Source organism: Sphingobium cloacae (genome assembly GCF_002355855.1).
GTDB classification, from domain to species: Bacteria; Pseudomonadota; Alphaproteobacteria; order Sphingomonadales; family Sphingomonadaceae; genus Sphingobium; species Sphingobium cloacae.
Genome location: NZ_AP017657.1, coordinates 68,931 through 93,568 on the forward strand (window position 1 = coordinate 68,931; position 24,638 = coordinate 93,568).

A 24,638-nucleotide genomic window follows, 5' to 3' on the forward strand; every position below is an offset into this window, starting at 1 on the left:
TTAGATGAGCCCGTCCGCGACAAGCTGCCGGTAATGCTGGCCAAGCACCGTAAGTTCACAGGATTTGCTGTTCATCGCAGCGTGCCACATATGGGTCTCGCCGACAGGTCTTACCAAATTGACCTTCACATATCGCTGCAACACCGCGAACACGGCCGTCTTCTGCGGATCGGGCGGCGGCAATTTAGCCTCTCTTATTCACGACGCTCGGTTTCGGGTCCGCTCTGGGCATTTGCTGCGGCTGGCTGTATTGCGCGGACGACCGGCATCGCTGGCGTTTGTTTCACCGCATTCGGATTGATGGGCTTTTCGGGTTGAAGGGCTGGGCTCGGAGTTCTGCGGCGCTGCCGCATGGGCTACGTCGGCGCAGGCTTCAGCCGGAGAACGAGGGCGCGGAACAGGTCGGCATCCGGACAGGCGGAAGCGAAGGCAATGCGGATGCGGCTAGCACTTTCTACGACGCGCGCAGCGACCTTGAGCAGCCGCAGGCGCAAGGTGGTAAACTCCGCGCTTGCCAGAGCAGCGGTCCTGGGCATCGCCTGCTGGATGCGCCATAGCAGCCAGTATGCGGCAGTGTGCAGTATCAGGCGCATCTGATTGGCATTGGCCGAGCGGCACGAGGTTCGGTCGCTGGCGAGCTGGGACTTGTGGCGCTTGATCAGGTTCTCGGCCTGACCACGCGCGCAGTAGAGCGTGTCGTAGATGTGCTCGGCCGATCCTGTTGCCAACGAGGTGACGACATAGCGGATGTCCATGCCCAGCGTGCTGGCCTCGATCCGTGCAACGACGCGACGCTGGCACTTCCAGGTCTTTGCCCCATAGCGGGTCTCGGCATAGTTGCGCAGGACGGGACACTGACGCTGGGCGCGCTTGACCGCGCAGGCATCGGCGACCGCAACAATGGCGGGATCGGCGCGCAGCGCTGAATTGGTGGGCAGGCCGAACACGTAATCGACGCGGGCCGCATCGCAGTAGGCCATGACCTCGGGTCGACCATAGTGCCCGTCGCCGCGGATAGTGATGTGGGTATCGGGCCAATTACGGCGCAGGTGACGCACCAGGCGTCGGATGTGCCCCGCCGCCTCCTTTCCAGAAGGCGTCTTGCCTGTGCGCAGCAGCATGGCCACCGGCCTGCCGGTCGCGGTGTCGTAGATATGGATCGGTAGGAAGCAGCGCTCCCCATGATGCCCGTTCCAGAACGAGAGCTGTTGATAGCCATGCACGACGTCGCACGTGTCGTCGATATCCAGCGTGACCGCTGTCGGAGGGGCGGGATAGCTGGCGCAGTAGATGTCGATCATCGCGGCCATCATGCTGGCCAGTTCGCGCGTAGTCGGTGCATTTTCCCACCGGCTCATCGTCGGTTGGCTGGCCAGCCCCGCGCCCGATTCCGGCAGCTTGCCGAGCGCCAGGCGGAAGCCTGGATCGTCGCGCAGAGCATCGAGATCATCGGCATCCTCATAGCCGCACGCAATCGCGAACACACGGGCACGCAGAATGTCATCCAGGCGATGGATCACCCGCGCTGGATCGCGCGGATCGGCAATACAAGCCGCCAGGCGCTGGCAAATCCCCATCGCGCGCTCGGCCTGTGCAAGCAGTAGAACACCGCCATCCGAGGTAAGCCGGCCACCGTCGAACGCAGCTGTGATTTTCTTGCGGCCGACTGCTGGGAATCCAAATGAGCTTGCGATATCATCGTTCATGGCGGGTGTGGCCCGTGGCATTTTCTGCCCTGCGGCAGGTTCGGCTTAGACACCCAGTTCCTAATTCAGATCAGAGGCTTACGCCACTCCCGCCAACCCTTCAGGACACTTTTGGTGAATAAGGCGGGTTAGGAAGGCCCGTGGTCCCGGAAGTATACATGATCGACAGGATCGCATCGCCGGCGGCGCGCACTTGAGGCTCCGCAACGGTGCCGGTGTTCCGAAAATCGCAATAGCTTTTCGCAAACGGCGCGCATTCGCCCTCGGCGCAGATCTGTAACCAGTGCTCGACATCGGTCTTGTCACCCCGGCGATGGAGCTCGGCTGCAGTTTTCTGAAACTCGTTGTCGAAAACCAGACGACTGACTCCGGAGTCGCGTAGAATGAATTCCAGCTCGTCGGGCACGAGACGCCAGTTCAGCGGCACGACAACGGCGCCGATCTTCGCCAGAGCAAAATAGGATTCCACGAATTCGGCGCCGTTCATCGTCAGGATGCCGACGCGTTCGCCCACTTTGACCCCAGCCTCAACGAAAGCATTGGCCAGGCGATTGCTGCGCTCGTTGAGTTCCTTGAAGGTCAGCCGCAGGCTGCCAGTACCGTCGACGAAGGCTTCCCGCTCAGGGTTCAACAAGGCCCGCTTCGTGAGGAACAGGCCAATGTTATCCTGCATTCCCTGGTCTCCTTCTCCACCTCTACCTTCGTCCCAGTCCCGCAATCTCCACTGCGGTGCTCCGGGTCCTGCATGGTGGCCACAGTTCTGGCTAAGTCCGGCCGCCTAGCTGCCGCGCGCCGGACCTTCTCGATATCTCTAGACCCATACTTACTTGCCCGCAAGTAAGTATGGGTCTAGAGTGACTCGATAAGATCGTCGACAATTCGAACTGGAGGGGAATGGCTTTGGAGCAGCGGGGCAAGCAGGATGCGCGCACAGGTGACGAATTCGTGGCCGAAAAGGCCGATCAGGGGATGCACCGCCGTGCGGCATTGAAGGTCGGTGCGGCGCTGGCGACCGGGGGTGCGGTCGGGCTCCTGGGCGGCCAAGCGACGGCCGCCAAGCCGCAGGCGCCAGCCGTGCTGACCGGCAAGCAAGCGGGAAGGAAGTTTCGCGCTTGGGTCCAAGAGGGCTTGTGGGTCGGCGGGAAGGCCGGTGTCGAGGAGCTTCGCCTCAAAGAGCTGCACTCGCGACAGGTTGTGGTGCGCACAGAGGCTTCAGCGCCCTGCTATTCGCTGTGTCAGCGCGGTATTGGTGGAACCCCTGCCGTCAATCCGGCACCCAAATATGCCCCGGACACTGTTCCGCAGATATCGAACCATACCGCCGTTGGTGTTGTCGAGGCTGTGGCATCAGACGTGCGACGGGTGAAGCCGGGCGATCGGGTCATCGTCGGCGTGGTTCCGCAATGTGGCAATTGTTACATGTGTCTGCACGGCCGGGCCGATCACTGCCAGTGGGCGTTTGCGGTGCCCGACGGGTTTCCACCGAAGATCGCCATTCGTGCGGATGGTTCCGAGATCATCGCGCAAGTCGGAGTCGGGGGATTGGCCGAGCTGACCGTCTGCTATGAAGAATATCTGTGTCCCATTTTCACGGATCTTCCTGCCGATCAACTGTCGCTCCTGGGGGACACGGCGGCCACCGGCTTCGGTGGTGCCACGGCGGTAATGAAGGTCCTGCCAGGATCGAATGTTGTCGTGCTGGGCGCCGGACCCGTGGGCCTCGCAGCCGTCATGGCTGCCCGTCTGGTCGGCGCTGCACAGATCATCGTCAGCGAGCCGGTCAAGCACCGTCGCGAGTCGGCGAAGCGGCTCGGCGCTACAACCGTCCTGGATCCGAATGCATTAGGCGATCGGCTCGTCGAAACCATTCGCGAATTGTGCAAGGGCCCGACCGGCCGCATCATGTCGGGAGGCCGAGGCTGGATCCCGCAGGCCGAATCAGACTTCGTGAATGCAGCTTTTGGGGCAACACGCGACAATCGGGGAGCCGATTTCACGATCGAAGCCGCGGGTCCGACCGGGATATTCCAAAGGTGGAGACGCCGCCTGATGCAACGGGCACATTGGCGATGCGGCAGGCGTGGGAAATGACACGGCGAGGGGGCGAGGTCGTCTACCTCGGGTTCGGTCAGATCGGCGATGTTTCCTATCCCGCCGCAGCATTCGCGAATGCCGGGCGTACCGTGCATGCCGGGCAGCAAGGTGGTCTCAACTTCATGCGGGATATTCCCGGCATGGTGGCGCTGATGGAGCAGGGCAAATATGACCTCGCTCCGATAGTCACCTCTCGATGGCGCCTTGAAGACACAGACAAGGCGTTCCGGGTGGCGTCGGATCGCACCGAGTTGGCGCCGGTCGTGGTCTTCGACAGCTGATGTGCTTTTGATGCTGCCACGTCAGAACGGAGCCTGCCAGTTCCATTCTGGCGTGGCAGGCACCTCCGATGCTTGGCCTTCCGGATTGTCTGGGGCTTCTGCCCAAGCCGGCCGGATACGGGTCCGGTGAACGGGAAATGGCGAGAACGGTTTTCGCGCAGGCTCACATCGGACTGTCGCTTCAGACCCCAGGGTCTTGTCGGACCGGGCGGGCTTAAGTTCCACGCTGCTTTGATGCCGGGGCAATCGCATTCGAACGCCGAGCGCCCGTTGTCAAAATCTGACATGCAGAGTTGAAAACTTACTTCCATGCAAGTAAGGATGGACGTGCAATCCTGGGAGGTTCTTTTCTCAGTGCTCAAGGATCCGAGATGCCTCGAAACGCAACCATCGAAGAGCACAGCCGAGTTCATCCTGAAAGACACTGCCGGAAGACAAGCCTCAATTTTGCGACAACGGCGGAATGGAGAATGAAATGACCACCGAGCCGGGCGATCGAGCCTCGCAGTTTGATGTGGCTATTGTCGGCTGCGGCCCCGTCGGCGCTCTGCTGGCTAATCTACTAAAGCAATACGGGCATAAAGTCGCGGTTCTCGAGCGCGAGCCCGATATTTTCTACGCGCCGCGAGGGATGGGATTTGATGATGAATCGACGCGGATCATGCAATCCGCGGGCATCCTCGATCGCCTGAAAGCGGAAGGGCATATCTATCAGGCCGACCTCGAATTGATTGACCGAAGTGGCAAACGCCTTGGTGGATTCGATCGGCGTAGCGTTGGAGAAGATCTCCTGTCCGGCCTTCATGGCCATCGCCATATGACCTTGTTCCACCAGCCGAGCTTGGAGGCGACGCTGCGGGAGGAGTTTGCGACTGGCGAAAACGCGGCAACCGCTTATTTCAATCACGAGGTCACTGGCATCACCGACCAAGGCGATCGGGTCGAATTGAACTGCAAGGATCGCGCCACGGACGAGGAACATTCCCTCATCGCCAAATATGTCGTGGGGTGTGACGGTGCGAGGAGCACCGTGCGCAAAACGATGAACGTTCCGAGGATAGACCTGAAATATACTAAAAAGTATCTGGTCGTCGACGCCATCGTCGATGACCCTGTCTATTTCAGGACGATGATACCGCAAGGCGGATATATTCTGCTCGATGGCAAGGAAGCTGGTGTCCTGGTCAAGGGACTGCACGGGCATGTTCGTTTTGATTTTCTGCAGCATTCCGAGACAATCGGGCAGGAGCTGAAGACTGATGAGGACTACCAAAAGGCTGCGAGAGACCTGATCAGGTCGCGAGGTTTCGATCCGGAGAACTTCCGCGTGATCCGAAGCGTCTCATACACGTTTCACGCTGGGATGCCGAGTAAATGGCGGGTCGGACGGCTGATGGTGGCAGGAGACGCAGCGCACCTTACGCCACCGTGGTCGGGGCAAGGCCTGAACATGGGTGTGCGCGACGCAGCCAATCTTTCTTTTAAATTGAATCTGGCGCTTCGAGGCAAGAGCTCCGATCGGATCCTGGACACATATGATGAAGAGCGCAGGCCGCAGAGTCTCGAGACGATCCAGGCTGCCGTCGACATGGGCATCAGAATGCAGAACACGAGTCCGTTGCAGATCGGACTGCGTAATCTGGCCTATGCTTTGTCGCGGAAAAGCAAGTTTGTTAACCGCCTCCTATTCAAAAACTGGATCAGAAAGCCTTCCTACAAAAGCGGCCTTTTGGGGCTGCAGCATCGCTTGTCGGGTGGACCTATGTTTCAGCCGTGGGTGGAGACAGCTGAGGGCAAGCGCGTGCGGATGGACGATCTGATCGGCCTGAACTTCGCGCTCATTTCCACGGACAGTCCAACTGGTCCCGAGGTGAGGCAATTCGTGAGCGAACTTGGGGGCGTCGTTCTCAAACTCGACTGTGATTTTTTCGACCCCAGCGAGACCGTCTGCAAGTGGTACGACGAGCACCGGATCAATGCAGTGCTGCTCCGCCCCGACCGTGTCATTTACGACGCGGGTCGCGACGGTCAGGCGCTATGCCGATCCCTCCTTGCCGAGCTCAGGAAATAGGTTGGTCTGGAAGCGCGTTGGAGGATGGCCGCTAGCCGTTTCGGATGGCGTTGGCCTGTTGCACGTAGACAGGAGCGGCCAGATCTCGGCGGTGGCGAGGCTCTCGAAGGTATGTGCGACACGGTCACGCATTCGGCGTCAGCATCGCGTGCGGCCCCGACCTGGCCTGCGGTTGACCTTCGCCCAGGCCGGAGGTTTGAAGGCGGGCGCCTTACGGACGGCACACTGAAGTCCTTGTCCGATAGCCGGCGCGCAGATTTGCTGCCGAAAAAGCTTGTCTGGCGGAAAGGTGAAGCGGCAGTCGAGTTCGGTCCGAAGTAGACAGGGCAACGGAGGAGCGCATCTGATTAGCGCAGGCTGGTCGCCCAATCGACAAGCAGCCCGCCCAGGTATCGTTTGGCTTCCTGTTTCGTTTCGAAAAAATGCCGGCTCGTGAAGATGCCAGTCATCATCACCATTGCCTTGGCAGCCGCTCTGTCGACATCTACATCTTTTCTGATCTGGGAGCTTTTGACCGCTCCCTGGACGGCGTCTCTTACGATCCCGGCGATTCCATCATAGAGTTCTTTGCACCCTTTTACGACCTCTTCGGGTAAATCGTCGCTGGTAACGATTTCCCGAAGTACCACTCTACTGCCATCGTCATTGTGATAAACGTCAGTCCAGAATGACACTTCAATCTCGTTGAAAAAAACCAACGAAGTCGCCTGCGAAGCGCTCTCTCAACTGCTGGTACTGGGATAAAGTCCGAGCCTTGTGTCTCGTAAACACTTCAATCGCAAGATTTTCCTTGTTCTTAAAATGATAGTGGACGTTAGCTCGCGTGATATCGAGATCCTCGGCTATTCGAGCAAAGTTGAGCTTGGCATAGCTGCCGGCCAGCAATTGCTCGCTCGCTTTATCCAATATCCGTTCTTTCATCATGACGGGAGGCGGGCCGTTTTTTCGAGGCATAGGATCAAGCTCTTGTGAGACAACATGAAAACACTGCATGGAACACTGATTGAAGAGTTCCGCCACAGGGTGCGATCGCTCTATTGCACATTCCGATCCGCCCCTTCCAGCATCGATACAAACACACGAGCTCGGCGTGCTGCCTCCGGTGAGTTTCTGGCTCCTCAGGTCAGAGTGACGGACGGTGCCGGAGACTTCGCACATGTGGGAATGCCTATCTGCTCACGCGCCTCGGACCTCGAGCCATAACGCGTCCGGAGTGAAGCGAAACATCCGCCGGAATCCGAAGACACGCTCCAGTCAGTCACTGCTCCGCGATTGATCTCGGAGTTAACCGCTCGGGTTGGCAGCGAATCTGAAAGCCGATCTCCAGACCGGTGGTGTCGCCCGGGCTGAAGCCCGTCATGCGCAACCGACGCAGCAACCCTTTTGTGTTGCGCGTGTGTCACGGCCAAGAGGCCTGAAGTCGTAAACGACAAGAGTGGCACCAAAATACCAGAGTTTGGCAGTAAAATCTCTTCAACAATCGTTGAAGAATGTCACTTTCTCCAAGTCACGGCACGCGAGCTGGCAGGCGATGGTGTGCGGCTGAGCTATAGCTCTCTAACGTGCGCGCCTCGCGTAGCTACATGCCTGCTGTGCAGAATAAACGAAAACTATAACGCTGGGAAAAGGGGGATGCTGCCATGAATTTCAAATCAGCACTTTTGGCGAGCACGAAGTCCAGGCCATTGGCAATAGGCATAGCCGCAACATTGGGGCTGAGCAGCAATGCAGTTTCTGCTCAGGTGGCGGAAAACAGTGCCGCGCCCGGCGGGAAGTCCGTGGCTAACCAAGGTCTTGACGAGATTATCGTGACTGCGCGGCACCAGGAGGAGTCTCTGCAGGACGTTCCGGTCACCATATCGACCTTGGGGCAAGCTGACCTCAACCGCTACGGCGTGAGTGATCTCACCGATGTGGCGGCGCTCGTGCCGAACCTGCAAGTCAGCGACGGGGGCGCCGGAGCGGGTGCGACGGTTTACCTGCGCGGCGTTGGGTCCTCCCGCCTGGGGGCCGGCTTCGATCAGTCGGTCGCCATGAACTTTGATGGAGTCGTGGTCACGCAAGGGCGCATGATCCTTGCTGGACAGCTTGATGCCCGACAGATCGAAGTATTGAAAGGGCCGCAAAGTCTCTACTTTGGCAAGAGTGCCACAGCGGGTGTCGTTTCGATTCTGTCGAACGATCCAGGCAGCAAATTTGAGTTGATGCTGCGGGGAGGCTATGAGTTCGAATATAATCAAACGGCCTTGGAAGGGATGGTGTCCGGACCGATCACTGATACCTTCGGCGCGCGGCTGGCCGTAGCATGGAGGGACTCCAATAAGCTCAATGAGAATCTTGCTTACGACAACCCGGGCTTGCTGCCCGGACGTTCCGTCGAGAATCATTATCGTGGGAAGAAGTCTCTCGACTCCAGATTGACTCTCAAGTGGGATCCCAGCGACAGTTTATCGGCGAAGTTGAAGTGGACGTACACAGACTACAAGTCTGACGGCACCGCCGGCAACTATGACATGGTGTGCCCACAAGGTACACCGCAGCCGTCTCAATTCTTCCAAGGGGCCATGATCGTCGGCCCTGGGCTGGACGACTGCAAGCTAAACGGTAATTTCGCAGCTCCCGATATCATTGCGGAACTGTTACCCGCCTCGACGGATCCAACGTTTAAGAAATGGAATAACGGGGTCCCCTATCATGATCAGACAAACCACCTTGTGTCGCTGCAGCTTGACTGGGATATCTCCGATGCGCTGAGCCTGACATCGGTAACGGGCTATTTCAATCTCGACAGTGATTACGTCGATTCATTTGGCTACGTCCAAGGTGTCGGTGGCACTTGGGCACATGATGCCCAGGAGACATGGTCACAGGAGTTGAGGCTGATAAGCGATTTTGCCGGGCCTCTAAACTTTGCAGCTGGATTATATTACTCAAAATCTGAGCAGGAGTACCTAACAGGACAGGATGCGATCCATATAGGATTGACGGAACCTACGCTCTTTCCACTACCCTTCCCCTTGGGGCCGGATCCCATAACCGGGAATGGTCATGACTGGACGAAAGAACATTACACCGACACAAAGGCATGGTCCGCTTACTTCGCTGGATATTGGAAACTTTCCGAAGCATGGGAGCTGACGGCTGGCGCGCGGTACAGCAAAGAGAAAAAAGACGGCAGGATCGAAGTACCCTATATGCATGCCGTCCTGTCAGGCGGATTCGGATTTGTACCCTCGGGAACGTCCGTGCAAGGTCTGAACTTCGATACGGACGATATAAGTCCAGAAGTGGCAGTTACCTGGCACGCGTCGGAGGATACCAGCTTTTTCGCCTCCTATAAGGAGGGGTTCAAGACAGGCGGCATCGACGTGATGGTGCTCCCGTCCTTTGGTTTCTTCGATGCTGATGCCCTGGAAGACACTATTGTATTCGATTCGGAGACCGCCCGGGGATTTGAAGTCGGTATGAAATCGAAGTGGCTGGGGAGAACGCTCCGCTTGAACGCCACGGCCTTCAATTACGTATATAAAAACCTTCAGGTCCAGCAGTTCGACGCTTCGGTCATTCAGATACGGACGTTCAATGCGGGGGAATTGACCACCCGCGGGGTCGAAGCTGATATGCTTTGGAAGACTCCGGTCGAAGGTCTGACGCTGCGCGGCGCGGTCGCCTATACGAACACGAAATACACCGGCAAGTTCGTCAACCTCGACGGCGAGGATATGGATGGGGAAAAAGGCGAACGAAATGCCGAATGGACGGGCTTCGTCGGCGGGACCTACAAGCGACCGTTAAGCGGGAATGTGATGATCGCCCTGGATAGCGATCTGCGTTATAGCGATGGCTATTCATTGGCACCGTTCAAGAACAGTTTGAGGCAAGACAGCTACTGGTTGCTGGATGCTTCACTCCGGCTTTACACCAGCGACAGTCGGTTTGAAGTGGCTCTGATCGGGAAAAATCTGACCGACGAGATTGTCGCGTACGAGGCTCAAGCGCGCCCCTTTGCTTGCGCCCCCGATCCCGGCGGGATGTTGCCCTGCAATCCGGCCCCCAAACAGGTCGCTCTGGACCAGACCGTCGCAACCTCGCTCGGAAGACAGCTGACCTTGCAATTCACCTATCGATTCTGAGACGTACTCCGGCTCCACAAGCCCGCGGGCTTGTGGAGCTGTCACCACGTGGTGGGCAGCTAATGCGTCTCGGCGGAGAGTGCTGGGCCAGTGCCGCCCATATCCTGCCGTTGCTTGCGGTAGCTGCCCGGCGACATCCCGCACCAGCGCTTGAAGGCTTTGCCGAAGTTTGCCGGATCGTCGAAGCCGATCGCCGCAGCAATCTCCTTGATCGCCAGCTGATCGTTCTCGAGCATTTCGCGGGCGCGACAAAACAGAAAACGATCGGTAATCTCCTGATAGGTCGTGCCGAGCCGTCCCAGGCGCCTTATGAGGGTTCGCTGCGCGATGTGAAGCTTGTCTGCTACCTCGCTTAAGGTCGGCGTATCCGTCATCCCAGACCCACGTGGCGGAAACGTGCCGGTCAAGCGTCTTAAGAGGGGGCGTTGCGCCCGGCGATCTTGGGGAAGTGCCAGGGCATGAGGGAATCGAGGTCCTTGTTGCTATGACCGTTGGCAAGCTTGGTGAGGGTGGCGGTGAGCCAGGCGAGCGGATCGACGTCCGAGAGTTTGCACGTTTCGAGAAGGCTGGCGAGCACCGCCCAATTGTCTGCCCCGGCATCGCTGCCGGCGAACAACGAGTTGCGGCGCGACAGGGCAATCGGGCGGATGCTTCTTTCGACCGTGTTGGTATCGAGCTCGACGCGGCCGTCGAGCAGGCAATAGGTGAGCTGCTGCCAGTGGTTGAGCATATAGTTGATCGCTTCGGCCATCTTGCCCTTGGCGCTGAACCGGCCGAGGTTCTTCGAGAGATAGTCGCGCAGGTTATCGAACAGCGGCTTCAGTATCAGCTGCCGCCCTTCGAACCGCGCCTCGGGCGAGGTGTCCCTGAGCGTCGCCTCGATCTTGTAGATCGCCGAGAAGCGACGGAGCACCTCGTCGGCAACGGGCTCCTTTTCGCGGAAATCGTAGAACTTGCGCCGCGCGTGAAGCAGGCAGAATGCGAGGGTGACGCCATTGCGGCGCTTGATCTCATTGTAGCCGGCATAGCCGTCCACCTGGAGCACCCCGGCGAAGTCGCCGAGATGGTCGATCGGATGCATGCCGCCGCGGCCGGCGGCGTACATGTAGACGACGGCGGGCGGCGCGAGTCCGCCCCATGGCCGATCGTCGCGGGCATAGGCCCACAGCTGGCCGCTCTTGGTCTTGCCGGTCCCGGGCGCCAGCACGGGCATGCGCGTCTCGTCGGCGAACAGCTTCACCGAACTTCGCAGCTCGGCGAGCAGATGCTGCCTGAGCGGAGTCAGCCACCATCCGACGCGCCCGACCCAGTCGGCGAGCGTTGCCCGGTCGAGATCGATCCCCTGGCGGGCGTAGATCTGGGCTTGCCGGTAAAGCGGAAGGTGATCGGCGTAGCGCGCGACGATGACCTGGGCGACGAGCGCGTCGGTGGGCAGGCCCTGATCGACGATGAAGCTTGGCGCCGGCGCCTGGGTGACGCCGCCCTCGTCGCAGCCGCGGCAGCCATAGCGCGGACGGCGGGTGACCAGCACGCGGAAGATGGTGGGCACGACGTCGAGGCGCTCGGTGACGTCCTCGCCGATGACATGAAGATCGTTGCCGCAGCAGGCACACTGCTTGTCTTCGATGTCGACGACCTGCTCGATACGCTCGAGATGGGCGGGCAGCGCTCCACGGTTGTTGCGGCGGCGGCGCTTTGTCTCGCCGGTCGCGTCAGCCTGGTCGATCAGCGCTTCGAGCCCGGCCTCGGCGCGCGACAAGGCAGCTTCGAGCTCTTCGAGCACGAGCTGGTACTGGTCGGGATCGAGCCGCTCGGCGCTCTGGCCGAAACGGTGGCGCTTGAACTGGTCGAGAATGTCGTTGAGGCGCTTGACCTCATCGCGGGCGGCCGCGAGCGCGTCCTCCATCTCGGCGGCCTTCGCCTCGGCGATGACGGCGGCGTGTTCGGCCGCTTTCGCGGTGGCGAGCGCGATGATCTCGCGCGCCTCAGCTTGGGCCGCAGCGCGGGCGAGCGCCTCGTTCTCGGCGTTGATGCGAACGATCTGCTGGTCGCGTTCGGCCGCCTCGGCGGTCAGCTTCGCGATGGTCGCGAGCAGCGCAACTGGGTCTTTGCAGGAGGCCGTCAGCGGGTCCATGGCAGGCATCGAATCACATGCGTAACGACGCGTCCAGCGCAGTTGACTCGGCCTGTCGCGACTATCTCACGCATCAGCGAAACCCTCGATTTTAGGCGGATTTACGCGCCTTGGCGCGCGGTGCCGACGCCAGTCCATGCCCGAGGTGAGTGCTGCCATCTGCGCCGCCGTGATCGAAAAACTGCCATCGACCGCCGGCGGCCAGGCGAATCCTTCGGCGGCCTCGGCGCGCTTGGTCATCAGCCAGATGCCGGTGCCGTCGAACCACAGAATCTTCAGCCTGTCCTTCCTCTTGGAACGAAAAATATAGGCGACTCCGCGCCACGGATCCTGGCTCAACTCGTGCTGGACCTTGGCCACCAGCGTGTCGATGCCGCAGCGGAAATCGATCGGCTTGGTGTAGATCAGCACCTTGGCGTCGCTGCCCGGCCCGATCATCGCGCCCTCAGCAGCGCTGCGATTACCGAGGCGACCAGCGTCGAACTTGCGCCGTGGGCGACCATCACTGGCACGCCGCGCACTTCCATTGCGACCTGCACCACCGCGTCCGGCAGCAGCCGCGCGTTCGCGGCCTCCGGTTCGAGCAGCACCGCCGGCACCGATGTCGGCTCGATGACCGCCGGCAGGAACATCGCCCTGTCCTCGCGCGCCGCGTCCTCCGCCATCTCGCGCAACTCGCGGCGCCAGGCATATATCTGGGCCGGAAGGACATCGAAACACGCGGCCACCTCCGCCATGCTGCACGCCGGATCGAGCGACAGCTCCACCACCGCGCGCTTCTCTTCCAGCGTCCAGCGCCGTCGGCGCCCGTTCTCCACGCCGCCACTGCCGTCGATCTCTTGCTCCACAGTCACCCCGCCGAATCAAATTACGCGATATGCACGCGGGACACTCAAAGCTCATGGCCATCTACGCCACGTGGGTCTGGGATGACGGATACTTTTTTGGCGGCGGCGTCTATCATCGTGGAGACGGCGAACGTTCGACAATCTGCATGATCGCCCGACTGGCTTCGTGATCGTTCAAAAAACAAACGGGGAGGCGAAATGAACAATCCTTATCGATATGTGCGTGCGAGCGCTTGGGCCGGCGGCCCCTTCATGCTCGCGGCGACCGTCCTGTTCTGGGGTGTGCTGGGCCACAATATACCGCCCTATTCGGCAGGTCTGAGCGCCGACGAAGTGGCACAAAAGATAATCGCCAACGCGACCGAAGTTCGCATCGGCATGGCAATCATGATGCTGCTGGCAATCCTATATTTCGTCTGGGGCGTGGCGGTCGCGAAGGTCATGGAGGTCGTGGAGCGGGAAAACAAGGACAACAACGTCCTATCCACCATGGCGTATTTCAGCTGGGCGCTCACCGTCATGATCTTCATCATGCCCTGCAGCATGTGGCTGACCATTTCGTATCGACCGGAGGTCATGGAACCTCAAACCCTCATGCTCTTGTATGACTGGTCATGGATATTGTTCGACACGTCCTATTCTCTCACAACCCTTGGCATGGTCGCCATGGGCGTGTGCTTGATGTCCGACCGGCGCGAAAAGCCGCTGGTTCCGCGCTGGGTGTGCTGGGTTTCCATCGCCGATGGAGTCGCGTTCCTGCTCCTCTCGCTGATGCCTTTCGTCTACGAAGGGCCTCTGTCACGCAGCGGTTCGCTGAACTATTATGCTCAGTTCTCGGTGTTTTTCTTCTACTGGCTTGTCGTGTCGATTGCGATCGTACGAGCAAGCGGGCGCCTGGTTCGGGAGCATCGCGAGTCCAGCAGCATCCGGACTTGAGCCGCGGCGCGCCTAGGGACATTTGGTTCGAAGAAGGGAACGTTCGTTGTCTGAGACAACTTTACAAGGTTCGGAGGGCAAGTCTGCCCTCCAGACCTACCCCTCGATCTGGGCGTTTATCGTCCTTGACAGCGTCATTTTCGGGGTTTTCTTTCTTGTATTCATGGTCGAGCGGCTGGCGCAGCCGGGCCTTTTTTCGGCTTCCGCCAAGCACCTGGATCCGTGGCTCGGCTTCGTCAATACGTTGATATTGATCAGTGGCAGCCTGCTGGTAGCGCTTGCTGTGAACGCACATCGTAGGGGCCAGGGCGAACGTGTAACCCGACGGCTGCTGGTAGCGGCGATCGCCGTATCCAGCTGCTTCGGCCTGATAAAAATCACCGAATATGCTGAGAAATTCGGGTCGGGCATCACGCTCGTTACGAATGATTTCTTCACGCTGTATTTCGCGCTCACCGGCCTTCACTTCGTTCATTATCTCTTTGGCATGGTCGTTCTGGCCTATCTGGCCTGGGGCACCTCGTCGCGGGAAGCAACAGACCCTCGTTTTGCCATCTGGCTGGAGTCCGGGGGCTTGTTCTGGCACTTCGTTGATCTGTTATGGATCTTCCTGTTCTCAATGCTTTACCTGCTTTGGTAGAGGCTCACTCACATGACACACTCTATACGCCTGACAGGCATTTGGGCGCTGCTCATCGCGGTTTCGCTGGCCAGCTTTCTGATGGCAGAATATCACCATGCCAGAATGTTGGCCGTCGCCGTCGTGATGGCTATCGCCGGCTTCAAGGTGCGCTTGGTGCTGTACCACTTCATGGACCTTGGCACGGTGCCGCCCGGGTTTCGATGGTTCTTCAACTGCTGGGTGATCACCTGCTCCGTGATGATCTTCGGCATATACTGGTATACGGCAAAGATGATTGCCTGAAACGGTCGCAAACTCGGCCACCAGAAGATCCTTTTTATCGCCGGCGTGACGAGGTCGGTAGCAGCTCCAGTGCGCCGTTGGCTTATTGGTGAGAGCCCGAGCGAGCCTGCAAACAGACGACGGGGCGAATGACTATGTATTTTTCTGATGAACCCGATCACATTCAGATGTTGCGCGCAACCCTGCGCCGCTTCATCGAAAAGGAAGCGCCGCGGCCGAAAAGGGAGGAATGGCGGCGAGCGCAAGCGTGGCCGCGCGACGTTTTCGCAAAGCTGTCAGAACTGGGAGTCTGCGCTCTGACGGTTCCGGCGGAGTTTGGCGGCCAGGGGCCGGACTGGTACGCGGCAACGGCCGTGATCGAGGAATTAAGCCGGTGCGGTTCCTTTCTCGCAGGGCCTTATATTCATTGCGCCTTCTATGGTGGAGGCAACGTCGCCGAGAGCGGTTCGCCGGAACAGAAAGCGGTGTTGCTACCGAAAATAGCGGAAGGCAAGGTGCAGTTCGCTTACGGATTCTCCGAACCCGACGTCGGCGGCGATCTCGCATCGGTGCAGACTCGCGCCCATCTGGAGGATGGTGGCGACACGGTGGTCATCAACGGCTCCAAACGCTGGTGCACGGGCGCGGATTGGGCAGATTATATCATCTGCCTCGTGAACTCCGATCCTGAGGGGAGTAAATATCGTAATCTGACCCTGGTGCTCGTTCCGACAGATGCGGTCGGCATCACCCGGGCGGCCTTGAGCCATCGCAACATGGTCTACACCCACAGCTTTGATGTGCATTTTGACGATGTGCGGGTTTCCGCGGAGAACATCTTGGGCGGTCCTCAGGCCTGGAACGAAGGCTGGCGCGTGCTGGCGGGACAGTCGCTCGATGTCGAGAAGGTTGAAGTCGCCGCAATCACTTACGGCCTGGCGCAGGCCGCGGTGGAAGAAGCTTGGCAGTATGCCCAGGAACGGCAACAGTTCGGCAGGCCGATCAGCGGGCACCAGGCAGTGCGCCATGAACTGGTGGACGCGCGTACGCGATTGCAGGCCTGTCGTCATATGCTCTACCATGCGGCATGGCTTGTCAGCCAGGGCCGCCCGGCTTCCGTTGAGACGAGCATGGCCAAATTGTTCGTTGCCGACGTCTCAGTTCAAATCGGTCTCGCGTGCCAGAGGGTCCTTGGCGCTTACGGCTTGTCCGACGAATTCGATATGCCACAGATCGTGATCGATTTGATCGGAATGCCGATCATTGGCGGATCATCAAACATGCAGAAGAACAATATAGCCAAACGCTTGGGACTGGCCGAATAGCTTAGCTCCCCTTCTCTGGCTCGATCGTTTCGGAGCGGGTCGAACAAGGTCAACACCTTGTGGAAAGACCCTGATCGGAGTGGGGTAAAGGCTCGGTCCGGCGTGGGCGCTCAGCGAAGACGCAAATGCATTCCATGGGCGCAAGCGTCGCAGCCTCGGCTTCTCCGGGCGGGGCACCTGATGCCGCTATAAGGCGCAATATCCAGGCGACGGACACTCGCCCGTCGCCTGGATTATTCATTCGCCGACGGCGCCGGCCTCGCACCTCAAGACGATTTCGCGAGATCTGCAGCCGCCGGAACCTGCTGAACCATTCCGACCGAGCCGATGCGCTCACCCAGCACCAAGCACCACGTTCGGCTTTAGTAGGTCAAGTCGTCGCGGGGCGGTTGCCGACCCTCAGAGGCGCCGTTTCCTTGAGGAGCAAGCAGACGAACACCCCAATGGAAACGCCTGTCAGAGCGACGGTGAGGACGCTCGGTAGCCCGAAATTATTGGCCACAAACCCGGCAATAGCAGGCGCAACACCGCCGCCGAATATCTCACCTGCGCCAACCACAATGCCGATCGATGCGGCTACCAACCCTGCTGGAGCCGATTCAGTGGCAATGGGACCGGTTATCAAGGCGACGTTTCCGAGGCAGAAGAAGGAAGTTATGAACAGGGCGACGAACAGCAAGGTTGTGTCGGCACCGATCTGCGAAAACCAATATACCGAGACCGCTGCAGCCAGAAAACCGATGATGGCGAGCGGTTTGCGGCCGAACTTGTCCGAGAGTCCCGGCCAGCTAAACTGCCCGATAAACCCGCCGAAACCCATGGCCGACGTCACGATGCCCATTTCCTGCGGAGACAGTCGGATGACGTTCATCAGGTAGATCGGTACCATTGCGCCAAGAACGAAGACGCATGCCATTGCGCATATCAGCGCCATCATACAGACAATGATGTTACGGCTTTTCAGAGCTTCCATCCATTTGACGGGTGCTGCTTCCTCAATCCCCACCAGACCGGCAGCAGGTGCATTTCCAGGATCGCGCAGGACGAAATACAAAAGAAGTGCGACCAGGAAGCCCGGTATCGCGACGACCCAGAAAACCTCTCGCCATGACGGAACAACGGTGAGCAACTGTGTCGCGACCATCGGCGCCAAGGCAAAGCCGAACAAGGCAAAGCCGCTTTGTTGCAGGCCCAGGTTGAAGCCGCGCCGCTCCGGTTTCGAGGCGGCAGCCGTCGCTGCGAAACTTGTTGGACAAAAGGCACCTTCCGTCGCTCCCATCAGCGACCGGATAACCACCAGGAAAGTCAGACTGTGGGCTAGCCCGGAAAATCCCGACATCAGCGAGAACAGGATGATCGATGGAATGAGAACTTTTCGATGTCCTATGCGGTCTGACAAACGCCCGGCGAATATCGCGAAAAGCCCCCACACGATGCCGAGGACGCCGGCGAGGTAGCCAATATCGCCCTCTGCGAGACCCAAATCGGCTGCGATGAAGGGATATAAGGGTGCCAGGATCCATCTATCCAGCCCAACCAGACCGAACCCCAAGGCGAGCAGGAGCACCACCTTCCACTCATAGTCGGTGTCCCACGACTTGATTTCTTGGCTAGCACTCACCTTTGTCTCCCCAATCCTAAGTTTTTATCTATGACTCGGAATGAAAGCGTCGCACGACCTGAATGCCGGGAAGTCATTCAGAATTGCCGATATTCGTGGATCGCGCCCCCCGTCGGCCGATGCTATCACAAAAAGCGTAGCCGATACCAGCGGCGGCTTCTTCACTCCGGGGCAGCAGGCGTCGATGATGCCATCACCCCGCCGAACCCTAGATGTAAGCTGTCGACTAGGAGGCAGGGGTGCCAAACCCTGACCGGTTCAGTGAGTTCTCCAGAGCGCCCTTCATGATGTCGATCATCGGCATGACGAAGGAGTGCTGGTCCGCCGAGTTCTTTACGCGGACCTCACCATTCGCCCCCTTGCGCAGCAGATAAACAACTTCCCGGGCCATCACCTCAGCGGGCATCGTGGTTGAGGGATCACGGAAGGGAGGCGGCAGGAGAGGGGTGTCGACGACGCCGGGGCAAATCGCATTCACCCGCAAGCCCGATCCCTCGTTTGCCTGCGCCACGCTGCGGACAAGGCCGACCAGCGCATGTTTTGTGGCGACATAGAGCGGATCGATAGGGACCGGCTCAAAAGCGACAACGCTCGCGGTGACCGTGATCGTTCCGGACTTCGGCCGCATGAGCGGAATGAGCGCTTTCAAGCCGTGAAACACCCCGTCCACGTTGACGCTCATGATGTTTCGGTATTGCTCGAGCGTGACATCCTCGAGCGCCAGAAATGGATCGTCCTTCGGGACCGTCATCAGGCCGGCATTGAGATGCGCGAAATCGGGAACGCCAAATTGTTCGACGCAAGCGGTCACGGCGTTCACGACTGAATCGTAGCTGCGAACGTCGCAGTGTAGATAGGCACCGCCAACTTCCTGGGCGAGTGCTTCGCCGGCTGCCTTGTTGACGTCACACAGGGCGATCTTGACCCCTTCAGCGGCCAATTGTCGGACAGTCGCTTCGCCGATGCCGGTCGCCGCTCCGACCATGAAAGCCAATTCACCCATATGTCGCCTCCGTATAATTGATGCCTGCAACAGTCGGACTCATCGGGCGCCGCCGAATCAACTCGCAAGAGGGCGCACCCCGTTCAAAGGCGTGGCAGCCGGAAGCCGTGACGACGGCCCCTCGGCTGCAGTTTCGCTCGTCCCCCTCCGCAGACTCTCTTCCAAGAATGCCGCGGCCCTTGTGGAGGCGATTGTTCAAAACCTCCGCAGGCTTATCCGATAGCTTACTTACGTGCAAGTAAGGTGTCGTGGCGAGTGGTGCCTGGGAGCGTCTCAATCCGTTTTCCGCCTGAACAAAGTCTGGCGCTGGCGATGCATCCCTCCACGTGGGCGACTTGGATTGCTGAAGCCGTTGCTGCCGGGAAGGACCTTATGGCGAGAGCCGCTCCACTCTGCGTCGGACCGCTTGACCATACCGATGCCCAGGGCTGCGCTTTTTCGACACCCCGAGACTGCGAATCGGCTCTAAGCCGTCTTCGCGGAGCTTCTGGAAGTTAGGCAAGTAGCGCCGAATGGCTATGTCGGTTTTGTGTCGACTCGTCCGATTTCGTCAGTATTGCAGCGCAAGGACGGACAGAGCCGCAGATCGAATGACTCCTCAGATAATGTCGAGTTTACCTCATGAAAAATAATGTGTTTGTTACATCCACTACAGCGGTGTTCGGCGTTCTGGTTGTGGTCACCCTTCTCTCTTTCGTTCAGAGTGTAGATGCTACCGTGGCTGACTCCAAAAAGGCGGCGGCAGTGATCATTGCGGCAGCGATGATCAAATCGCTGGCCATAATTGAATTCTTTCTCGAAGTTCGCCACGCTCACTGGGCGGCAAGGCTTGTCGCCTGCGCTTGGACGATCTCTTTAGGCGGAATTCTGATGTGGTATCTGGTCGCTTGATGATCCAGGGAACTCTACAACGGGCAGACTGAAGGGGAATTCGGTTAACCGCAAGAGATCGCCGATCTGGTTCGCAAACCCTTGTTCGCACCCGAAGGCAAGGGGTAACCAGGGGCTTTCGACACTTCGCAATGATGAACAGCACGGGAGAATGAATTCATGGCTACGCCTATTGAAACCGTCACCGCCTTCTTCAGCGGCTGGACCGGAGGTCCGGGCGCGCTGCAAGAATTGATCGCCAAATATTTCACCCCGGAAACCGTGTGGGAAACCATCGGATCTGAGACCACCTACGGGATCGATCAAGCGATCGACCTTTGCAACAGGCTGGAAAACGATGCGCCGCCATTCAAATTTGTTCTCGAGTGGAGCGCTATCGCGGCGGACGGAGACATGGTGCTGTCGGAGCGTATCGACCATTATTATAACTTGGACGGTTCGAAGCGGACGATGATCAAGTGCATGGCGATCTGTCAGGTCCGGGACGGAAAGATCGTCATGTGGCGGGATTACTTCAATCACAGCGATTGGGCGGCAGTTCTCCAAGCTCCCGAGGTGGCCGCCTAGTTCCGTTATTCGGAACAATCGTCGGCGCGCACTCCTTTGCTAGAATTCTGCCGATGGAGTGCGGCAGCGGGCAGCTTGGGGATCATTGCCGCGCCCGATACGCTTGGCAGGGCCCTCTAGAACTGGCTGACCGCCGTCCGGTGCATCTCAAGCGGGCGCGTCGATCCTGGTCCGATCGGTCACGCCGGCCTGGCTGGCCAGACCGGCGGAGTGCCACTGAGTCCGCTCACGCTGCTCACGGATCAATCGGCTTTAAACTGTTGTGCGGGCGATGCGCCGGTCGTTCACGCCCGGGTCAGGTGAGACTGAATGGGGAATGGCTCGATCCGGCGCATCTACGGCTCGCTCAGCTGGAACCATCCATCAAGGAGCACCGCCGGGTCACGGATGGTCCTATTGCATCGACAAATCATGGTTCAGGGGAGCGACCAAGCAGCCGTGGTCAAGGAGCATCACCCTAAATGACATTCCTCCGCCGAGCCAGCGAGTTTCGGCGGCGTTGCGGTTCATTGGTAGCGACCCATTCCCGCACGCTGCTGCCCACCTGGGCGCGGAATGCCCGGCTGAAATTGCTCGGATCGGAGTAGCCCACCAGATAGGCGATCTGCGTTGCCGACATATTCGTGGTGCGCAAATAATGTTGTGCTTTTTCGACCCTGACTGCGCTCAGAAGATCCTGGAATGAGAGGTCATGTTCGTCACGCAGATGTGTCAAACGGCGTTCAAAAGGGACCCCCGATCGGCGTCGAAGAGGGACCCCCTTTTTCGGATATGATGTTGGTTTGTTGAAGATGGCCTTGCGCTGCGTGCGGCGGAGGGCGGGCGTAGCCCGACCGGAGGCGCGCGCAGCGCAAGATAGATTTTTGAAGGCGCCGAAGGTAGCGGTCAGCTGCGGTTTTTGAAGCGCCAGCTGTCGTTGCCCGTCTCGATGATATCGCAGTGGTGGGTGACGCGGTCGAGCAGCGCCGTAGTCATCTTGGGATCCCCGAAGACGGTAGGCCACTCGCCGAAGGCAAGGTTGGTGGTGATGATGACGCTGGTGCGCTCATAAAGCTTGCTGATGAGGTGGAACAGCAACTGCCCTCCCGAGCGTGCGAACGGCAGATATCCAAGCTCGTCGAGCACGATCAGATCGAGCCGCGACAGCTGCGCCGCCAGGGTCCCGCCTTTGCCGATCCGGGTCTCCTCTTCGAGGCGTGTCACCAGATCGACGGTGTTGAAGTAGCGGGCGCGAGCGCCCCTTCGCACGACATTGGCGGTGATCGCGATGGCGAGGTGGGTCTTGCCTGTCCCCGTGCCGCCGACCAGCACGATATTGCGGCGAGGCGGGAGGAAGGAGCCATCGTGAAGGGAGCGGATCATCTCCTCATTGATCGGTGTGCCCTCGAAGCTGAACCGCTCCAGGTCCTTCACCACGGGCAGCCTCGCAGCCGTCATCCGATAGCGGATGGAGGCTGCATCCCGGTGGGTCGCCTCAGCACGGAGCAGGTCGGTCAGTATCTCCATGGTGGTGCGCTTGCGCTGGAGGCCGGTGGTGACCGCCTCGTCGAACGCCGCCGCCATGCCCTTGAGTCCGAGGCCGCGCATCGTGTCGATCATATCATGCCGCTGCATCATAGCCTCGCAGCAGATCATAGCGGGCACAGTCGGCGAGCGGAGGATGCTGCAGCATCCGGTCTTCCGAAGTGACGATGCTGTGGGGTGTCGCCGGCTCGCGGCGCCGGGAGAGGATGTTGAGGATCAGCTCGTCGCTGGCCGTTCCGTTCGCCAACGCTTCGCGCACGGCAGCCTCTACCGGCTCCAGGCCATCGGTGAGCACCGCCGAGAGGACCCGCACGAACCTGCGATCGGCCTCGTCCCCGGTGCCGAGCCTTCGCCGTAATCGGTGCAGGGCGGGCGGCAGATCCCAGTCCTGGAACGGTGCGCCGTTACGCAGCGCGCCGGGCTTGTGCGCGAGGACCGGCAGATAATGCCAGGGATCGTATATCGTGCGGTTCCGACCGAAGTGGCGCTCATGCTCCCCGACGATCGCATCGCCGCAGCGTATGACGATGCGATCGGCATAGGAGCGCACCTGAACGGTCCGGCGTGCGGCCGTCGACATGACCGAGTAGCGGTTGCGATCGAAGCTGATGAGGCAGGTGCCGGTGACGGCATGCTCGCTCTCATGGAAGCCGTCGAACGGTGCCAGGATCGGCTGCAGGGCCGGTCGCTCCATATCCAGCGCCTCGGCGACGGTAATATCCCCGCGTTCGGGATGGGCATGATGCTCGGCCCAGCGCCGGCACTCGGCCTCCAGCCACCCGTTGAGCTCGGCCAGGCTGGCGAACCGGAGTCGCGGCTGGAAGAAGCGGCCTCGGATCGTCTGGACCTGCTGCTCGACCTGGCCCTTCTCCCATCCCGCCGCCGGCGAGCAGGCGGTCGGCTCGACCATGTAATGATCGGTCATGATCAGGAAGCGGCGGTTGAACACACGCTCCTTGCCGGTGAACACGGCCGTCACCGCCGTCTTCATATTATCGTAGATACCGCGTCGCGGCACACCGCCGAAGAACGCGAACGCCCGGGCATGGGCATCGAACAGCATCTCCTGGCCCTCGCGCGGATAGGCCCGGACATAGGGTGCGCGCGAGTCGCAGAGACGCATATGCGCCACCTTCACCCGCATCGGCTTGCCGGCGATCTCCACATCCTCGTGGCTCCAGTCGAACTGGTAGGCCTCACCCGGCTGGAAGGTCATCGGGATGAACGCCGGTGCGCCTTCGCCAGCATCCTTCCGCCGCGCAGCACGCCAGCGCGCCGCATAGCGGCGCACCGCATCATAGGATCCATCGAACCCCTCGCGCACCAGCAGGTCATGGATACGCGTCATCCGTAGCCGATCGCGGCGGCCGCGCCCCTCGTTCTCCTCAAGCAGCGCATCGAGACGATCCTGATAAGGACCGATCCGCGGCAGCGGCTGGACTTTGCGCTGATAGTTGAACGCCGCCTCCGGCGACCGGATCGCCTTGCGGACTACCTTCCGCGACAAACGAAGGTCGCGCGCGATCGCCTTGATCGCCTTCCCCCCTGCATGCTCACGCCGAATCCGAACCACTGTCTCCACGATCAACATCCCGTTCTCGCCAACTGATCAAAACCAGTCGGCCGACTAAATCCCCGGGATGAAGGGGTCCTTTTTGCACGCCGATCACCCCACGAAGGGGGTGCCTATTGCACGCTGATCCTCAGCCAGCTCGCCGCCTAGCGCCTCGATCCAGTCCGCGAAGTGGAGCGGCTGCACCTGGGCGAGCGAGGCGACACCGCGCGCCTCACACCAGGCCAGGAACTCGCCCGCCGCGCGCATATAGGCGCGGCGCGTGTGGGGATTGCGGATCGCAACGGCGAAGAACTCAAGGAATCGAAGCTGCGCGCGCTCGTCGGCCGCCGCGATCAACGCCGGCAGCGCCAGCGCAGCGACGATGCAGGCGAGGCCAGGGGGGCGAGCTGATTCATCGCGCGCGCTCCTGGCGGGCCGCGTCGATCGCCCGCTCGATCGCGCCGCGCGCCATCGGACTGTTCGACCAGCAGCTTGCGCCCAGCATCGCCGCGATGCGCCGGCACACCTCGTCCGCGCCCTGGCACGCCAGGGCTTCCATGCTGGCGATGCCAAGCGTTTCCAGGCGCTCAAGAACCGTGGGGCCGACGCCTTTCACGGCCAGCAGCACGGCGCGGTCCTCGGCGCTGAACCGGGCAGGGGAGGGCGCGGTCATTGCGCCGCCCTCTGCCACCGCGCCGGTTCGGGACGCGGCTTGGCGATCCATTGCTCTATTTTGGCGCAGACTTCTTCGTGCGGAATCCCCGGCCGCGGATCATCTATCGCGGCCTGAATACGACGCCGCAGCAACTCGTCGCGTAGATCGCCGTGCGGCTCCATTTCGATGAAGTTCTGGACGGTCAGGAACACCGCCTCGGAAGGATCGGCAAACCTGCCCCGTTCGATCTGCTCCAACAGCCAGTCGGCCTGATCTTTGGTAAGATACGCCTCGAAGCGCAAGCCCCCGGCGCGGGCCTGGTCGCGCAGCGCCGCCGCTTGGGCGCGCTCGGCCGCGTTGTCGTCCAGAAGCTCGTCGTCGGTCATATCG

At 60.1% G+C, this 24,638-nt stretch carries 25 protein-coding genes and 2 pseudogenes; 10 read left to right on the forward strand and 17 right to left on the reverse strand.

Annotated features, from left to right (window positions below; genetic code table 11):
- The 3 genes and pseudogenes from SCLO_RS24445 to SCLO_RS20915 form a co-directional block, all read right to left on the reverse strand.
- Nucleotides 1-183, reverse strand: a pseudogene (locus SCLO_RS24445) (caspase family protein); the annotation flags it as partial.
- 173 nt (nucleotides 184-356) lie between these two features.
- A complete protein-coding gene (locus tag SCLO_RS20910) occupies nucleotides 357-1,706 on the reverse strand; it encodes an IS1380-like element ISSp1 family transposase (RefSeq protein ID WP_013039775.1) in 1,350 nt (449 codons plus the stop codon).
- A gap of 100 nt (nucleotides 1,707-1,806) precedes the next feature.
- Nucleotides 1,807-2,379: an AMP-binding protein gene (locus SCLO_RS20915; protein ID WP_096362252.1), complete on the reverse strand. Its 573-nt coding sequence runs from the start codon at nucleotides 2,377-2,379 to the stop codon at nucleotides 1,807-1,809.
- A gap of 221 nt (nucleotides 2,380-2,600) precedes the next feature.
- Between SCLO_RS20915 and SCLO_RS20920 the strand changes: the two genes are divergently transcribed.
- The 3 genes from SCLO_RS20920 to SCLO_RS20930 all read left to right on the forward strand — a co-directional run bounded on the left by SCLO_RS20920 (nucleotide 2,601) and on the right by SCLO_RS20930 (nucleotide 6,152).
- Entirely contained in the window at nucleotides 2,601-3,797 is a 1,197-nt protein-coding gene (locus tag SCLO_RS20920; protein WP_066522027.1) for an alcohol dehydrogenase catalytic domain-containing protein, read from the forward strand.
- The gene (locus SCLO_RS20925; RefSeq protein ID WP_123905554.1) at nucleotides 3,794-4,081 is read left to right on the forward strand and encodes an MDR/zinc-dependent alcohol dehydrogenase-like family protein; all 288 of its coding nucleotides are present in this window, start codon (nucleotides 3,794-3,796) and stop codon (nucleotides 4,079-4,081) included. Before SCLO_RS20920 ends, SCLO_RS20925 begins: the two co-directional genes overlap by 4 nt.
- A 475-nt stretch (nucleotides 4,082-4,556) precedes the next feature.
- A complete protein-coding gene (locus tag SCLO_RS20930; RefSeq protein ID WP_169800596.1) occupies nucleotides 4,557-6,152 on the forward strand; it encodes a bifunctional 3-(3-hydroxy-phenyl)propionate/3-hydroxycinnamic acid hydroxylase in 1,596 nt (531 codons plus the stop codon).
- Between the two features lie 347 nt (nucleotides 6,153-6,499).
- On the opposite strand, the gene SCLO_RS20935 is transcribed toward SCLO_RS20930, so the two are convergent.
- Together SCLO_RS20935 and SCLO_RS20940 are read right to left on the reverse strand one after the other, a co-directional pair.
- Nucleotides 6,500-6,850, reverse strand: a complete 351-nt coding sequence (locus SCLO_RS20935) for a TetR family transcriptional regulator C-terminal domain-containing protein (RefSeq protein WP_123905555.1) — start codon at nucleotides 6,848-6,850, stop codon at nucleotides 6,500-6,502.
- Nucleotides 6,828-7,076 (reverse strand): TetR/AcrR family transcriptional regulator, encoded by a 249-nt coding sequence (locus SCLO_RS20940; RefSeq protein ID WP_066522016.1) that lies wholly within the window; start codon nucleotides 7,074-7,076, stop codon nucleotides 6,828-6,830. Before SCLO_RS20940 ends, SCLO_RS20935 begins: the two co-directional genes overlap by 23 nt.
- A gap of 716 nt (nucleotides 7,077-7,792) precedes the next feature.
- On the opposite strand from SCLO_RS20940, the gene SCLO_RS20945 reads away from it, so the two are divergent.
- The gene (locus SCLO_RS20945) at nucleotides 7,793-10,285 is read left to right on the forward strand and encodes a TonB-dependent receptor (protein ID WP_083949237.1); all 2,493 of its coding nucleotides are present in this window, start codon (nucleotides 7,793-7,795) and stop codon (nucleotides 10,283-10,285) included.
- A gap of 59 nt (nucleotides 10,286-10,344) precedes the next feature.
- On the opposite strand, the gene SCLO_RS20950 is transcribed toward SCLO_RS20945, so the two are convergent.
- From SCLO_RS20950 to SCLO_RS20965, 4 genes are all read right to left on the reverse strand, one after another.
- On the reverse strand, nucleotides 10,345-10,659 hold the full coding sequence (locus tag SCLO_RS20950) for a helix-turn-helix domain-containing protein (RefSeq protein WP_096362254.1): 315 nt from the start codon (nucleotides 10,657-10,659) through the stop codon (nucleotides 10,345-10,347).
- Nucleotides 10,660-10,697: 38 nt separating this feature from the next.
- Complete coding sequence (gene tnpC / locus SCLO_RS20955; RefSeq protein WP_066522435.1) at nucleotides 10,698-12,191, reverse strand: IS66 family transposase; 1,494 nt, start codon at nucleotides 12,189-12,191, stop codon at nucleotides 10,698-10,700.
- A 294-nt stretch (nucleotides 12,192-12,485) separates the two neighbouring features.
- On the reverse strand, nucleotides 12,486-12,857 hold the full coding sequence (tnpB, locus tag SCLO_RS20960) for an IS66 family insertion sequence element accessory protein TnpB (RefSeq protein ID WP_062346440.1): 372 nt from the start codon (nucleotides 12,855-12,857) through the stop codon (nucleotides 12,486-12,488).
- On the reverse strand, nucleotides 12,854-13,273 hold the full coding sequence (locus SCLO_RS20965) for a transposase (RefSeq protein WP_082734689.1): 420 nt from the start codon (nucleotides 13,271-13,273) through the stop codon (nucleotides 12,854-12,856). The genes tnpB and SCLO_RS20965 overlap by 4 nt, the downstream gene beginning before the upstream one ends.
- Before the next feature lie 192 nt (nucleotides 13,274-13,465).
- Between SCLO_RS20965 and SCLO_RS20970 the strand changes: the two genes are divergently transcribed.
- The 4 genes from SCLO_RS20970 (at nucleotide 13,466) to SCLO_RS20985 (ending at nucleotide 16,432) form a co-directional block, all read left to right on the forward strand.
- Nucleotides 13,466-14,203: a hypothetical protein gene (locus SCLO_RS20970; RefSeq protein ID WP_066522078.1), complete on the forward strand. Its 738-nt coding sequence runs from the start codon at nucleotides 13,466-13,468 to the stop codon at nucleotides 14,201-14,203.
- Nucleotides 14,204-14,249: 46 nt separating this feature from the next.
- Nucleotides 14,250-14,843, forward strand: a complete 594-nt coding sequence (locus SCLO_RS20975) for a cytochrome c oxidase subunit 3 (RefSeq protein WP_066522074.1) — start codon at nucleotides 14,250-14,252, stop codon at nucleotides 14,841-14,843.
- A 12-nt stretch (nucleotides 14,844-14,855) separates the two neighbouring features.
- Nucleotides 14,856-15,128 (forward strand): cytochrome C oxidase subunit IV family protein, encoded by a 273-nt coding sequence (locus tag SCLO_RS20980; protein WP_066522072.1) that lies wholly within the window; start codon nucleotides 14,856-14,858, stop codon nucleotides 15,126-15,128.
- A 134-nt stretch (nucleotides 15,129-15,262) separates the two neighbouring features.
- Nucleotides 15,263-16,432, forward strand: coding sequence for an acyl-CoA dehydrogenase family protein (locus SCLO_RS20985; RefSeq protein WP_233423709.1), 1,170 nt, complete (start codon nucleotides 15,263-15,265; stop codon nucleotides 16,430-16,432).
- A 370-nt stretch (nucleotides 16,433-16,802) separates the two neighbouring features.
- Here SCLO_RS20985 and SCLO_RS20990 read toward each other — a convergent pair whose 3' ends face one another.
- The gene (locus tag SCLO_RS20990) at nucleotides 16,803-18,053 is read right to left on the reverse strand and encodes an MFS transporter (protein WP_096362255.1); all 1,251 of its coding nucleotides are present in this window, start codon (nucleotides 18,051-18,053) and stop codon (nucleotides 16,803-16,805) included.
- A gap of 226 nt (nucleotides 18,054-18,279) precedes the next feature.
- Nucleotides 18,280-19,056, reverse strand: a complete 777-nt coding sequence (locus SCLO_RS20995; protein ID WP_066522062.1) for an SDR family oxidoreductase — start codon at nucleotides 19,054-19,056, stop codon at nucleotides 18,280-18,282.
- A 621-nt stretch (nucleotides 19,057-19,677) separates the two neighbouring features.
- Between SCLO_RS20995 and SCLO_RS21000 the strand changes: the two genes are divergently transcribed.
- On the forward strand, nucleotides 19,678-19,947 hold the full coding sequence (locus SCLO_RS21000; protein ID WP_083949243.1) for a cytochrome C oxidase subunit IV family protein: 270 nt from the start codon (nucleotides 19,678-19,680) through the stop codon (nucleotides 19,945-19,947).
- Between the two features lie 159 nt (nucleotides 19,948-20,106).
- Nucleotides 20,107-20,514, forward strand: a complete 408-nt coding sequence (locus SCLO_RS21005) for a limonene-1,2-epoxide hydrolase family protein (protein ID WP_066522057.1) — start codon at nucleotides 20,107-20,109, stop codon at nucleotides 20,512-20,514.
- A 457-nt stretch (nucleotides 20,515-20,971) separates the two neighbouring features.
- Here the strand turns inward: SCLO_RS21005 and SCLO_RS24065 are convergent, their stop codons facing one another.
- The 6 genes and pseudogenes from SCLO_RS24065 to SCLO_RS21035 all read right to left on the reverse strand — a co-directional run bounded on the left by SCLO_RS24065 (nucleotide 20,972) and on the right by SCLO_RS21035 (nucleotide 24,634).
- The gene (locus SCLO_RS24065; RefSeq protein ID WP_096362256.1) at nucleotides 20,972-21,517 is read right to left on the reverse strand and encodes a helix-turn-helix domain-containing protein; all 546 of its coding nucleotides are present in this window, start codon (nucleotides 21,515-21,517) and stop codon (nucleotides 20,972-20,974) included.
- Nucleotides 21,400-22,128 (reverse strand): IS21-like element helper ATPase IstB, encoded by a 729-nt coding sequence (gene istB / locus SCLO_RS21015; RefSeq protein ID WP_096362194.1) that lies wholly within the window; start codon nucleotides 22,126-22,128, stop codon nucleotides 21,400-21,402. Before istB ends, SCLO_RS24065 begins: the two co-directional genes overlap by 118 nt.
- The gene (gene istA, locus SCLO_RS21020) at nucleotides 22,115-23,629 is read right to left on the reverse strand and encodes an IS21 family transposase (protein ID WP_096362065.1); all 1,515 of its coding nucleotides are present in this window, start codon (nucleotides 23,627-23,629) and stop codon (nucleotides 22,115-22,117) included. The genes istB and istA overlap by 14 nt, the downstream gene beginning before the upstream one ends.
- Nucleotides 23,630-23,743: 114 nt before the next feature.
- Nucleotides 23,744-24,009 (reverse strand): annotated as a pseudogene (locus SCLO_RS21025) (tyrosine-type recombinase/integrase); the annotation flags it as partial.
- Nucleotides 24,006-24,266 (reverse strand): hypothetical protein, encoded by a 261-nt coding sequence (locus SCLO_RS21030; protein ID WP_020818521.1) that lies wholly within the window; start codon nucleotides 24,264-24,266, stop codon nucleotides 24,006-24,008. The gene SCLO_RS21030 and the pseudogene SCLO_RS21025, both read right to left, overlap by 4 nt.
- Nucleotides 24,263-24,634, reverse strand: a complete 372-nt coding sequence (locus SCLO_RS21035) for an antitoxin PaaA2 family protein (RefSeq protein WP_020818520.1) — start codon at nucleotides 24,632-24,634, stop codon at nucleotides 24,263-24,265. The genes SCLO_RS21030 and SCLO_RS21035 overlap by 4 nt, the downstream gene beginning before the upstream one ends.
- Nucleotides 24,635-24,638 lie beyond the last annotated feature (4 nt).

Bases quoted from the DNA above. Each gene is read 5' to 3' on its own strand.
- SCLO_RS20910 (WP_013039775.1), bottom strand. From the start codon at position 1,706: ATGAACGATGATATCGCAAGCTCATTTGGATTCCCAGCAGTCGGCCGC.
- SCLO_RS20915 (WP_096362252.1), bottom strand. From the start codon at position 2,379: ATGCAGGATAACATTGGCCTGTTCCTCACGAAGCGGGCCTTGTTGAAC.
- SCLO_RS20920 (WP_066522027.1), top strand. From the start codon at position 2,601: ATGGCTTTGGAGCAGCGGGGCAAGCAGGATGCGCGCACAGGTGACGAA.
- SCLO_RS20925 (WP_123905554.1), top strand. From the start codon at position 3,794: ATGACACGGCGAGGGGGCGAGGTCGTCTACCTCGGGTTCGGTCAGATC.
- SCLO_RS20930 (WP_169800596.1), top strand. From the start codon at position 4,557: ATGACCACCGAGCCGGGCGATCGAGCCTCGCAGTTTGATGTGGCTATT.
- SCLO_RS20940 (WP_066522016.1), bottom strand. From the start codon at position 7,076: ATGATGAAAGAACGGATATTGGATAAAGCGAGCGAGCAATTGCTGGCC.
- SCLO_RS20945 (WP_083949237.1), top strand. From the start codon at position 7,793: ATGAATTTCAAATCAGCACTTTTGGCGAGCACGAAGTCCAGGCCATTG.
- SCLO_RS20950 (WP_096362254.1), bottom strand. From the start codon at position 10,659: ATGACGGATACGCCGACCTTAAGCGAGGTAGCAGACAAGCTTCACATC.
- tnpC (WP_066522435.1), bottom strand. From the start codon at position 12,191: ATGGAGGACGCGCTCGCGGCCGCCCGCGATGAGGTCAAGCGCCTCAAC.
- tnpB (WP_062346440.1), bottom strand. From the start codon at position 12,857: ATGATCGGGCCGGGCAGCGACGCCAAGGTGCTGATCTACACCAAGCCG.
- SCLO_RS20970 (WP_066522078.1), top strand. From the start codon at position 13,466: ATGAACAATCCTTATCGATATGTGCGTGCGAGCGCTTGGGCCGGCGGC.
- SCLO_RS20980 (WP_066522072.1), top strand. From the start codon at position 14,856: ATGACACACTCTATACGCCTGACAGGCATTTGGGCGCTGCTCATCGCG.
- SCLO_RS20985 (WP_233423709.1), top strand. From the start codon at position 15,263: ATGTATTTTTCTGATGAACCCGATCACATTCAGATGTTGCGCGCAACC.
- SCLO_RS20995 (WP_066522062.1), bottom strand. From the start codon at position 19,056: ATGGGTGAATTGGCTTTCATGGTCGGAGCGGCGACCGGCATCGGCGAA.
- SCLO_RS21000 (WP_083949243.1), top strand. From the start codon at position 19,678: ATGAAAAATAATGTGTTTGTTACATCCACTACAGCGGTGTTCGGCGTT.
- SCLO_RS21005 (WP_066522057.1), top strand. From the start codon at position 20,107: ATGGCTACGCCTATTGAAACCGTCACCGCCTTCTTCAGCGGCTGGACC.
- istB (WP_096362194.1), bottom strand. From the start codon at position 22,128: ATGCAGCGGCATGATATGATCGACACGATGCGCGGCCTCGGACTCAAG.
- istA (WP_096362065.1), bottom strand. From the start codon at position 23,629: ATGTTGATCGTGGAGACAGTGGTTCGGATTCGGCGTGAGCATGCAGGG.
- SCLO_RS21030 (WP_020818521.1), bottom strand. From the start codon at position 24,266: ATGACCGCGCCCTCCCCTGCCCGGTTCAGCGCCGAGGACCGCGCCGTG.
- SCLO_RS21035 (WP_020818520.1), bottom strand. From the start codon at position 24,634: ATGACCGACGACGAGCTTCTGGACGACAACGCGGCCGAGCGCGCCCAA.